Raw genomic sequence first — 10,671 nt, forward strand, 5'->3', positions numbered from 1 at the left:
ATTTTAGATCCCCCTAAATCCCCCTTGAAAAGGGGGACTTTAATTCTATTTCCCCCCTTATTAAGGGGGGTTAGGGGGGATCTGCAAGTGTATAAAGTCACCATCTAAAACTTTTCAAACAACCTCTAACGCTAAAATAGAAAACAAAACCTACCCCTTTAAACAATATGCAGTATCAAAATATAATTACCATTGAACCAGGAAAACGAGGAGGTAAACCTTGTATTCGGGGGATGAGAATTACAGTATATGACGTTCTATCATACCTTGCATCTGGCATGACTTATGAGGAAATACTGCATGATTTTCCTTATTTAACACAAGAAGATATTTTAGCTTGTCTTAGCTATGCAGCAGATAGAGAAAGACAAATGTTGATGGTGCAAGCATGAAGTTATTATTTGATCATAATCTATCACCCCGGTTAGTAGATAAACTCGCTGCTATTTACCCCAACTCTCAGCACGTTTTTCTCTTAGGTTTAGATCAAGCGGATGATAGAATTCTGTGGGAATTTGCAAAACAAAATAAATTTATAATTGTTACCAGAGATGCAGATTTTAATGAATTAAGTATACTGCGTGGATATCCACCTAAAGTAATTTGGGTGAGACGTGGTAATTGTTCAACAAATCAAATAGAGGAAATTTTGCAATTACATTTAGAGGATATCCAAGCCTTTGCAGAAAATTCAGATTTAGGAGTTTTGACACTTTATTAAATTAAGTTAATATGATTTTGCGTGAAACAAAAAAAGAGCGAATCGCCAAAATTTTTCCATAAATTGAATATTTCTCTTCTGATAATGATAATATGTACTAATGTACATACAATAGAATTAGATAGCATAGCAGCGTAAAGATAAATTATGGAATCAGAATATGATTTTAGCCAAGGAAAAAGGGGAGCAATAGAACCAACAGCACCCGGAAAAACCAGAATTACTATTCGTTTAGATGATGAAATACTCGCATGGTTTCGAGATCAAGTTCATCAAGCAGGTGGTGGCAACTACCAAACATTAATTAACGATGCTTTAAAAGAATATATCCAACAGCGTCGTGAACCTTTAGAAGATACATTAAGGCGAGTATTACGAGAAGAATTAAAACGGATAGGCTAATGATTTCACAGCAATAAATTAATTACTTAAAAAATATGACAAACCAAGACTTAGAAACCCAACTCCTAGCACTAACCCCAACCGAAAAAGCACAAGCCATACAAATATTAACTAAAACCTTAAATCAAACTACATATCCCATTACCAAAACCCCTGGAGTTTGCGGTGGTGAAGCGTGTATTGCTAACACGCGTATTCCTATTTGGTTATTAGTAGAATCTCGACGTTTAGGTATTAGTGAAGCACAACTTTTAGATGATTATCCTCATTTAACTGCTGCTGATTTAGTCAATGCTTGGGCTTATGCAAATGCACATTCTGAAGAAATTGAAACAGCAATTCAAAAAAATGAGGCAGCGTAAATTGTGGTACGTCTTTATGCAGATGAACAATTTCCCCGCGTAGTCAGCGAATTATTACGCAATTTTGGTCATGATGTATTAACAGTGCCAGAAGCAGGGAAAGCTAATCAAAGTATTCCTGATGAAGAAGTTTTAAATTTTGCTATTCAAGAAGAAAGGGCGATTTTAACACTAAATCGCTATGATTTTATTCGACTTCACCGCTTACAACCAAATCATTCAGGTATTATTGTTTGTACAAATGATAGTGATAGAAACAGAATGTCACAACGCCTTCATGAAGCTATTTCTCAAGCAGGAAATCTAGCAGGAAAACTAATTAGAGTAGTTCGTCCTTCTATATAAACCCTAACCTTTCCTTCTTTGCGTCTTTGCACCTTTGCGTGAGATAAAAAAATTAAGTATTTTCAATAATTTTCAATAGTAGAATTGACATAAAAAAGGGCAGGTCTTAAACCCACCCTAATGATAAATTGTAACTCAGAACTATTCACCAATCACAGGCGCACTTAAAGAAACCTGTTCCACCGCTTTCTTAGCAGCTAAAGTTGGTACGGAATCCCGTAATCTTGCCGTCAATTGTACAGTAGTAGAATCGTACATTTGAGTTAGCAGTTTGGGATAAAAACCAATCCCAATAATAGGAACTAACAAACAAGCAATGATAAACACTTCACGAGGTTCAGCATCAATTAAAGCTTGGTGAGAAACTAACTCTTCGTTTTCCTGACCGTAGAAAATTTCTCGCAACATTGACAGCAAATAAATTGGGGTTAAAATCACACCAATTGCCATCAAGAAAATAACGATGACTTTAAATGTAGGGTTATAAGCATCGCTAGTGGCAAAACCCACAAACACCATTAATTCTGCTACAAAACCACTCATTCCTGGCAATGCTAAAGAAGCCATTGAACAAGTAGTAAACATCGCAAAAATCTTCTTCATCCGTCTACCAACACCACCCATTTCATCTAACATCAGGGTGTGTGTCCGGTCATAAGTTGCACCAACCAAGAAAAATAAACTTGCACCTATTAACCCGTGAGAAACCATTTGTAAAACTGCACCACTTAAACCTAAATCGGTAAAAGAGGCTATCCCAATGGTAACAAAGCCCATGTGAGATATTGAAGAGTAGGCAATTTTCCGCTTCAGGTTACGTTGGGCAAAAGACGTTAAAGCCGCATAGATAATATTGACTACCCCCAAAATTACCAACACCGGGGCAAAATAAGCATGGGCATCAGGCAACATTTGGGCATTCATGCGAATTAAGGCATAACCGCCCATTTTCAGCAGAATACCTGCTAATAGCATATGCACAGGTGCGGTAGCTTCCCCGTGGGCATCTGGTAGCCAAGTGTGCAGAGGGATGATAGGTAACTTAACAGCGTAAGCAATTAAGAAACCAGCGTATAGTAAAAGTTGTAAATTGAGGGCGTAGTCTTTGAGGGCGAGTGACTGCATATCAAAGGTGACATTATCACCATAAAACGCCATCGTCAAAGAACCGAGAAGAATAAACAGCGAACCGCCGGCGGTGTAGAGAATAAACTTCGTCGCTGCATAATGGCGTTTTTTACCACCCCAAATAGCCAGCAGTAGGTAAACCGGAATTAACTCCAATTCCCACACCAGGAAGAATAACAGCATATCCTGGACTGCAAACACGGCAATTTGGCCACCGTACATGGCTAAAAGTAAAAAGTAAAATAGCCTGGGTTTGAAGGTAACAGGCCATGCTGCCAAAGCCGCTAAAGTGGTAATAAAACCCGTCAAAATAATCAGAGGCATGGATAAACCATCAGCCCCCACGGACCACTTCAAATCTATTTGTGGTAGCCAAGAATAACTTTCTACCAATTGTAAGTCAGGGTTAGAGAAATCATAACCCAAGTAGAAAGCGGCAATGATGAGGGCAAAATCAATCAAACCGACAATTAAGGCATACCAACGGATGGTTTTACCTTCCTTATCGGGGATGATAGGAATGAGCAGTGACGCGGCTATTGGTAAAAGAATAATCGTCGTCAACCACGGGAAATTAGTTATATTCATCACAATTTGTCTAGGATTAAAATCATCTTTGGCAAAAAGTCCTAGTTATTAATTAACAGCTTTTTACCAAATTTCCCTTTATTGTTAGGTTGATTTAATTAAATTGGCAATTTCTCATGCTACCAGATGCCCCGGTAGAGGATATTTACCGGCTGGGTTGTATCTGGTAGGTAAATTGCCCGCCAATTGGCTCTGATTGAGCTATGATGGCATCTGTTTTACATTAAATGGCAATTTTCTCAAAAAGTCCAAATTCTTTACAATTCTCAAATTTATCAATGGGTATTGACAAGATGAGAGGATTTACAAAATTTTATTTTTATTTTTATTGCAATTTTTATTTTTTTAAGTTTATCTGTGTTAATAATCAGAGATTATTTGTCAGAATCAGGATATCCAGTATTACAGGATTTGCAGGATGTTTGATATATCAAGAATAATTGAACGCAGATGACCACAGATAAACGCAGATGATAGAAGATAAATTAATGGATTTCCTGCTTTTTTATGAACAATAAATTATGGTACAGGAGCTTGTTTAGGATGTTTCCCCGCATAATAGACAACAACCTTTAATTGTTCCTCATCAGGAACATAAAATACCCTATCACCACTTGTAACGTCATACTCCCAAGCACCTTGATAAAGTACCCTTTAAGAGGATGTTTGAAAAGTCTAACTTGGGCGATTAGAAATCACATCTACACAGACAAAACCTGCCTATGCAGGTTTCAAATCCTTAATTTTTCGTTAGTCCACGCAGGTGGACTTTGCTTGTGTAGTAGTGAATTATATTCGCCGAAAAATTTTAAGACAACTTCTAAGATACATTGTTTTAGGTCAGAGCGATGGTCACGAGAATATCCTTGTGTAATCATAATTGGATGTTCTCGATTTATTCCTAATTCTTTCTCTAGATTATTTAGGCAATTATCATATTTTCCATGTAAATGTAATGAGCTTGAGTCTAAATGGGAATATTTTGTGTCTATTCCATATTTTTTTACTACTTCTAAGGCAATGATTAAGAATAGTTTAGTTAATCCATATTTATAGAGTTTATCCATGACTCTACCTATTTTATTGAAGTGCGGAATGTAGGCTATAATTTCCTGATTTATCAGACCCAAAATGCACACTTTTTCAGGTATACCCTTCAAAATCCTTGCATCTTTTTCTTGTTTATTAGCCTCAAACCTTCAATATATCTAGCTTTTGTCTTTATTCAGCAACCCCTACCTAATATTATTCATAGTTTCGCTAAGTCTCTGATTAACTTAAACTCCAGTTGATAGCACCTCATGATTTTTATTTTTGCTAACCCCAAAAAAAACAATACCCCTCTCCACCATTGGAAAGGGGTAAACCACAGATTAGCACTACCTAATAAGCGTCTTGCAACTCATAGAAATCAGGCGAGATGTAATCCTTACGTAAAGGCCAACCTACCCAATCTTCCGGCATCAAAATCCGCTTCAAATTAGGATGACCTTCATAGATAATCCCAAACATATCGTAGGACTCGCGCTCTTGCCAGTCAGCAGTGCGCCAAATCCAATACACTGAAGGAACAACGGGATTTTCTCTAGGCAAAAACACCTTGATCCGCACTTCTGCTGGCTTATCAGCATTATCACTCACCTTGATCAAGTGATAAACACTAACTAAATCTTGTCCTGGTCCTAAATCAATACCGCCTTGAAATTGGAGACAATTAAACCCATAAGCATACAAAGCTGTAGCGGTAGGAAGTAAAAACTCAGGTGCAACCTTAATAATTTCTACACCATTGACATCAGCTGCCAAAGATTCGTGGTCAAAACCATTTTCTGTTAACCACTGGGAAACCTGACCCGCAGGAACTATTTTAGATTCTTGAGATTCTGCATCAGCCACGCTTTTCTTCCTCCTTCTGTTTAGATGTCAACAACGCAGGTGGTACAGGCATACCAATCGCTTCTGTTAATTCCTTGGGTGGGTTGTAGCGAGTTTCTGATTGTAAATACTTACCAGTTAAAATTTCGGGAACTGGCTTCATATTGTGGGTGGTACTGTAATAGCGGTGGGTTTGTTTGATTTGACCCCGTTCTTGCATCGAATCATTAGCAATTTTCTTCCGCAATTTAATAATTGCATCAATAATCGCTTCTGGACGGGGAGGACAACCAGGTAAGTACACATCTACAGGAATCAGCTTATCAACTCCGCGTACTGCACTGGGAGAGTCAACGCTGAACATACCCCCTGTAATGGTACAAGCACCCATAGCGATTACATACTTGGGTTCGGGCATTTGTTCATAAAGACGCACCAATTGAGGAGCCATCTTCATGGTAATTGTTCCAGCAGTGATGATTAAATCGGCTTGACGGGGGCTAGAACGGGGAATTAGACCAAAACGGTCAAAGTCAAAACGAGAGCCAATTAAAGCCGCAAATTCAATAAAGCAGCAAGCTGTACCAAACAACAAAGGCCACAAACTAGAAAGCCGCGCCCAGTTGTAAAGGTCATCAACTGTCGTTAAAATCACGTTTTCTGACAGTTCTTGAGTTACCGTAGGACGCTCAATGGGGTTAATAATTCGTTCTTTGTCCTGGGTGGTTAGATTAGAATTTACGACCATTCCAATGCTCCTTTACGCCATGCGTAAACTAACGCGATTACGAGAATCGCAATAAAAATCAATGCTTCAATAAATGCCAATAGTCCTAAACGGTGGAAGGCTACCGCCCAAGGGTATAGGAAAACAGTCTCCACGTCAAAGACAACAAAGACTAAGGCAAACATATAGTAGCGAATGTTGAACTGAATCCAGGCTCCGCCAAAGGGTTCCATACCGGATTCATAGGTGGTGCGCCGTTCAGGGCTGTAGCTACTAGGTCTCAGAAGTTTGGACGCTGATAGCGCCAGGGCTGGAACTAGGCTGCAAAGGATCAAGAAGCCTAGAAGATATTCGTAACCGCTAAGGACAAACACAATAAATATCTACTGATTACTGATTATGGTGGAAATCAAGCTGTAACTTCTTTTTACATTATATCTTTCCAGGTATTTTGAAATCTGGGAAACAGACAGAGTGGAGTATTTGATTCAGTTTGAGGATTGATAGAAAAGTTTAACAATTATGTCATAATTTGTAACGTATCTTTAAGATTTCCCCTCTAGGAGAATCTAGCCATGAGTGAACAAGCTGAAGAAGCTCTTGAGACTCAGGCGTTAGACCGCTATGAGTGTCGCGCCTGCGGTTATGTATATGAACCACAGAAGGGAGACGATAAATATGATATCCCAGCGGGAACAGCGTTTGCAGAACTGCCAATCAATTGGAAGTGTCCAGTTTGCACTGCCAAGAAGGTAGCTTTTGCTAATATCGGTCCTGCGGGTACGGCATCTGGTTTCAAAGAAAACTTAGGTTATGGCTTGGGTGTAAATAAACTGACACCAGCGCAAAAGAATATCTTAATATTTGGTGCTTTAGCCCTTGGCTTCTTGTTTTTTATCAGTCTTTACGGACTACAATAATATCCCTTTTGGGGACTGGTGATTGGGGATTGGTGATTGGTGACTGGTGACTGGTGACTGGGGAAGAAAATTTTAGATTTTAGACCCCAGATTTTAGATTGGAGTTAACAAAAACAATCCAAAATCCAAAATAAAAAACTCCTGCCTCCTACCTCCTGACTCCTAACTCCTAACTCCTGACTCCTAACTCCTGACTCCTGTTCCCTTGATTCACACAAACACTAAAAAATACTGATGCAATCAATTTTCAAAAGGTGGCAAGGTATATTTGCCGCGTTAATAGTAGTCTTAGCTTGTATAGGTTGTAGCAAAGTTCCCTCTACAACTTTTAATCCTTGGGAAGTTATCAGTGTACCAACCGAGGAAAAACTGTTTGATATTGCTTTTACTGATGACCCCAATCATGGTTATTTAGTAGGCAGTAATGCCACTCTGTTGGAAACTAAAGATGGTGGTAGAACTTGGCAACGTTTAGAACTGGCTGTGGATGAGCTAAGATCCCGTTTTGACTCGGTAAGTTTTGCCGGTCAAGAAGGTTGGATCGTGGGTGAACCTTCTTTGTTGCTGCATACCAGTGATGGTGGGAAATCTTGGTCTAGCTTACCTTTGAGTCAAAAATTACCCGGTAGTCCCATTTTGGTGACTGCACTGGGTGAAGGTACAGCCGAAATGGCCACTGATGTGGGCGCGATTTATAAAACTACCGATGGTGGTCTAAACTGGAAAGCACAGGTAGAAACTGCTGTGGGTGTGGTGCGGAACTTAGAGCGATCGCCCGATGGTAAATATATTGCTGTTTCTGCGAAAGGTAGTTTTTACTCTGTTTGGGAACCAGGAATGGCAGCTTGGGAACCCCATAACCGTAATAGTTCCCGTCGTTTAGAAAATATGGGTTTTGCTGATAACGGCCAGTTGTGGTTATTAGCAAGAGGTGGTCAAGTGCAATTTAGTGATCCAGCTAAATCAGATGAATGGTTAGATGTAGAATATCCAGAGTTATCAACTAGCTGGGGTTTATTAGATTTAGCCTATCGCACACCTGATGAAATTTGGATTGGTGGTGGTAGCGGTAACTTGCTACGCAGTACCGACGGTGGCCAAACTTGGGAAAAAGACCGTGATGTGGAAGAAGTCGCTGCTAATCTGTACAAAATTGTATTTTTTAGCCCCGATCAAGGTTTTATCATCGGTGATCACGGCGTTTTGCTCAAATATAACCCCACCAATGCAGAAACAGCCAATCAAGCTGAGGCCGCTTAGGTGATAACCTTTTCTGAGAAGAAAGTTGCAACTTGTAACTGTTTCTAAACTTTGTAGGATAATAGACTCAATAGTAGTTTTTGCGAAGGTAGTTAAATGTCAGGTACCACTGGAGAGCGTCCATTTTCGGACATTGTTACCAGTATTCGTTACTGGGTAATTCACAGCATCACCATCCCAGCTTTATTTATTGCTGGTTGGTTATTTGTCAGCACCGGTCTGGCTTACGATGTTTTTGGTACACCCCGTCCTAACGAGTATTTCACTCAAGTACGTCAAGAAGTACCCATCGTTAGCAACCGTTACGAAGCTAAGAAACAAGTAGAAACATTTATCCAAAAGTAATTTGAGATCATGGCTACCGGCAATAACGTCAATCAACCTGTTACTTATCCTATTTTTACTGTCAGATGGCTGGCGGTTCACACTTTAGGCGTACCTACTGTCTTCTTTTTAGGTGCGATCGCAGCAATGCAGTTTATTCAACGTTAGGAGCAAATCATGGAAAGAACGCCTAATCCTAATCAACAACCTGTTGAACTAAACCGTACTTCTTTGTACCTGGGACTGTTATTAATTTTCGTTCTCGGTATTTTGTTCTCCAGTTACTTCTTTAACTAACTGGAATCGTCATCATTATTAACTTTCTGTTGATTTGTTGTTAAGGGAGGAGAAAACCATGTCTGGAAGTGGGAGAATTCCCCTGTGGGTTGTGGCTACAATCGCAGGGTTGGGTGTAATTACTGTTGTAGGTATTTTCTTTTATGGAGCCTACGCTGGAATCGGTTCTTCATTGTAATGACAACCTGATACGTTTTTCTGTTTAATAAGCAACATTAAATAACCGCCTGTCTCTTGAGGATGGGCGGTTTTAAGGTGACTGGGGACTGGGGACTGGGGACTGGTGACTGGGCAAAAATATCTATCTCCTACCTTCTGCCTTCTGCCTTCTGCCTCCTGACTCCTGACTCCTGTAAGGGCGAAGCATTCGGGCGAACAATTATCAATTTTTGTTCCAGGTTATTTTCCGAATGCTTCGCCCCTACGACTCCTGACTCCTGAATTCTTACTTATTTATGAATCGTCATTTTTGGATCACTGCTTTAATTCTCTTTGTTAATTCCCTCAGTTTGACAATTTTAATTCCTATTATTTACCTCTATGGTAAACAATTTGAACTGAGTGATTTTCACACCAGTTTATTATTTTCTATTTACTCAATATCTCAGTTTTTCGCAACTCCAGTAATTGGTAAATTATCTGATAGATTTGGACGTAAGCCTTTATTAATTATCAGTTTAGCAGGTACTGTAATTGCTAACTTTATAGCTGGCAATGCGACAGTAGCCTGGTTGCTATTTTTTGCCAGATTTTTAGATGGTATTACAGGTGGTAATGTTTCTGTTGCTCAAGCTGTGATTTCTGATATTACCAGTCCAAAAAATCGCGCCCAAGCTTTTGGTATTTATGGGGCGGCGATGGGATTAGGGTTTGTTTTAGGACCTGCTATCAGTTTGTTGGCACAGCAGATTTCTTTAGGGACTGCGTTTTTAGCTTCTGGTGCAGTGGCGTTTATCGCTTTATTAATAACAGCTTTATTTTTACCAGAAACTCTGCAAAAACAATCTCAAAAACCTAAAAACATTTTTGATTTAGGTTTAGGAAATTTAATTAAAGGTTTAGTAATGCCAGGAGTGGGCATTTTACTATTAATTAACTTTCTGATTGGTACAACTTTTACAATGTTTACTTATGCTTTTCAACCTTACTTTATTAAAGTGCTAAATCAAAATAGTCAATCATTGACTCTTTTATTTTTAACTTTTGGTACGCTAGGCGTGATTATGCAAACTTGGGGAATTTCTATACTAAAAGAAAAATTTGATGTCGTCAAAATATTATTTTTAGGTTTGTTTTTCCGCAGTTTGTCATTTTTCTTGATGCCAATTTGGGCTAATATTAATTATTTTGTCGTAGTTGGTATATTATTTTCAATCTTCAATTCTCTGGTGCAACCGATGATTAGCACATTAATTTCTCTCAATGCTAAACCAGAAGATCAGGGAACTGCATTAGGATTGAATGCTTCTTATTTAAGTATTTCTAATGGTATTGGTCCTGTAATTGCGGGAATGATTGTACAGCAATCTCAGCCGTTAACTTATGGCTATCCTTTATATTTAGCAGGAATATTCACGTTTGTAGTTTTAGCTTTTGCAATCTATAATCGTCAAAGATATACACCAATTAATTGATAATTGATAATTGATAATTGATAATTGATTGATATTTTTAATTATTAATTAATTAATTAATTAATTAATAATTAAAAAGGTGGGTAAT

16 protein-coding genes and 1 pseudogene are annotated in these 10,671 nt (G+C 38.7%); 12 read left to right on the top strand and 5 right to left on the bottom strand.

Features of this window, described 5'->3' with window-relative positions:
- The first annotated feature begins 167 nt into the window (after positions 1-167).
- From FFR48_RS20600 to FFR48_RS20620, 5 genes are all read left to right on the top strand, one after another.
- Positions 168-392, top strand: coding sequence for a DUF433 domain-containing protein (locus tag FFR48_RS20600; RefSeq protein ID WP_096570989.1), 225 nt, complete (start codon positions 168-170; stop codon positions 390-392).
- Positions 389-721 (top strand): DUF5615 family PIN-like protein, encoded by a 333-nt coding sequence (locus FFR48_RS20605; RefSeq protein ID WP_096570987.1) that lies wholly within the window; start codon positions 389-391, stop codon positions 719-721. Before FFR48_RS20600 ends, FFR48_RS20605 begins: the two co-directional genes overlap by 4 nt.
- A gap of 147 nt (positions 722-868) precedes the next feature.
- A complete protein-coding gene (locus tag FFR48_RS20610) occupies positions 869-1,123 on the top strand; it encodes a BrnA antitoxin family protein (RefSeq protein ID WP_096570985.1) in 255 nt (84 codons plus the stop codon).
- Positions 1,124-1,158: 35 nt separating this feature from the next.
- Positions 1,159-1,485: a DUF433 domain-containing protein gene (locus FFR48_RS20615; RefSeq protein ID WP_137668666.1), complete on the top strand. Its 327-nt coding sequence runs from the start codon at positions 1,159-1,161 to the stop codon at positions 1,483-1,485.
- Positions 1,486-1,488: 3 nt separating this feature from the next.
- Positions 1,489-1,830 carry a DUF5615 family PIN-like protein gene (locus FFR48_RS20620; protein ID WP_137668667.1) on the top strand — a complete coding sequence of 114 codons (342 nt, stop codon included), beginning with the start codon at positions 1,489-1,491 and terminating at the stop codon, positions 1,828-1,830.
- A gap of 141 nt (positions 1,831-1,971) precedes the next feature.
- On the opposite strand, the gene ndhD1 is transcribed toward FFR48_RS20620, so the two are convergent.
- The 5 genes and pseudogenes from ndhD1 to ndhC all read right to left on the bottom strand — a co-directional run bounded on the left by ndhD1 (position 1,972) and on the right by ndhC (position 6,522).
- The gene (gene ndhD1, locus FFR48_RS20625) at positions 1,972-3,546 is read right to left on the bottom strand and encodes a photosynthetic/respiratory NAD(P)H-quinone oxidoreductase subunit D1 (protein ID WP_137668668.1); all 1,575 of its coding nucleotides are present in this window, start codon (positions 3,544-3,546) and stop codon (positions 1,972-1,974) included.
- A 794-nt stretch (positions 3,547-4,340) separates the two neighbouring features.
- A pseudogene (locus FFR48_RS20630) lies at positions 4,341-4,631 on the bottom strand (IS1634 family transposase); the annotation flags it as partial.
- 298 nt (positions 4,632-4,929) lie between these two features.
- A complete protein-coding gene (locus FFR48_RS20635) occupies positions 4,930-5,442 on the bottom strand; it encodes an NAD(P)H-quinone oxidoreductase subunit J (protein ID WP_096570977.1) in 513 nt (170 codons plus the stop codon).
- Positions 5,435-6,169: a photosynthetic/respiratory NAD(P)H-quinone oxidoreductase subunit K gene (gene ndhK / locus FFR48_RS20640; RefSeq protein WP_137668669.1), complete on the bottom strand. Its 735-nt coding sequence runs from the start codon at positions 6,167-6,169 to the stop codon at positions 5,435-5,437. Before ndhK ends, FFR48_RS20635 begins: the two co-directional genes overlap by 8 nt.
- A complete protein-coding gene (gene ndhC / locus FFR48_RS20645) occupies positions 6,160-6,522 on the bottom strand; it encodes a photosynthetic/respiratory NAD(P)H-quinone oxidoreductase subunit C (RefSeq protein ID WP_096570973.1) in 363 nt (120 codons plus the stop codon). Before ndhC ends, ndhK begins: the two co-directional genes overlap by 10 nt.
- Before the next feature lie 201 nt (positions 6,523-6,723).
- Between ndhC and FFR48_RS20650 the strand changes: the two genes are divergently transcribed.
- From FFR48_RS20650 to FFR48_RS20680, 7 genes are all read left to right on the top strand, one after another.
- The gene (locus tag FFR48_RS20650) at positions 6,724-7,068 is read left to right on the top strand and encodes a rubredoxin (protein ID WP_096570971.1); all 345 of its coding nucleotides are present in this window, start codon (positions 6,724-6,726) and stop codon (positions 7,066-7,068) included.
- A gap of 234 nt (positions 7,069-7,302) precedes the next feature.
- The gene (locus tag FFR48_RS20655; protein WP_137668670.1) at positions 7,303-8,328 is read left to right on the top strand and encodes a photosynthesis system II assembly factor Ycf48; all 1,026 of its coding nucleotides are present in this window, start codon (positions 7,303-7,305) and stop codon (positions 8,326-8,328) included.
- Positions 8,329-8,424: 96 nt separating this feature from the next.
- A complete protein-coding gene (gene psbE / locus FFR48_RS20660) occupies positions 8,425-8,673 on the top strand; it encodes a cytochrome b559 subunit alpha (RefSeq protein ID WP_096570967.1) in 249 nt (82 codons plus the stop codon).
- Between the two features lie 9 nt (positions 8,674-8,682).
- Positions 8,683-8,820, top strand: coding sequence for a cytochrome b559 subunit beta (psbF, locus tag FFR48_RS20665; protein ID WP_096570965.1), 138 nt, complete (start codon positions 8,683-8,685; stop codon positions 8,818-8,820).
- A gap of 9 nt (positions 8,821-8,829) precedes the next feature.
- Positions 8,830-8,949: a photosystem II reaction center protein PsbL gene (gene psbL / locus FFR48_RS20670; RefSeq protein ID WP_197704893.1), complete on the top strand. Its 120-nt coding sequence runs from the start codon at positions 8,830-8,832 to the stop codon at positions 8,947-8,949.
- Positions 8,950-9,007: 58 nt separating this feature from the next.
- Complete coding sequence (locus FFR48_RS20675) at positions 9,008-9,127, top strand: photosystem II reaction center protein J (RefSeq protein WP_013190555.1); 120 nt, start codon at positions 9,008-9,010, stop codon at positions 9,125-9,127.
- Between the two features lie 277 nt (positions 9,128-9,404).
- Positions 9,405-10,583, top strand: a complete 1,179-nt coding sequence (locus FFR48_RS20680) for an MFS transporter (RefSeq protein ID WP_137668671.1) — start codon at positions 9,405-9,407, stop codon at positions 10,581-10,583.
- The last annotated feature ends 88 nt before the right edge of the window (positions 10,584-10,671 follow it).

The sequence above is a fragment of the Sphaerospermopsis reniformis genome, from assembly GCF_005402885.1.
GTDB lineage: Bacteria > Cyanobacteriota > Cyanobacteriia > Cyanobacteriales > Nostocaceae > Sphaerospermopsis > Sphaerospermopsis kisseleviana.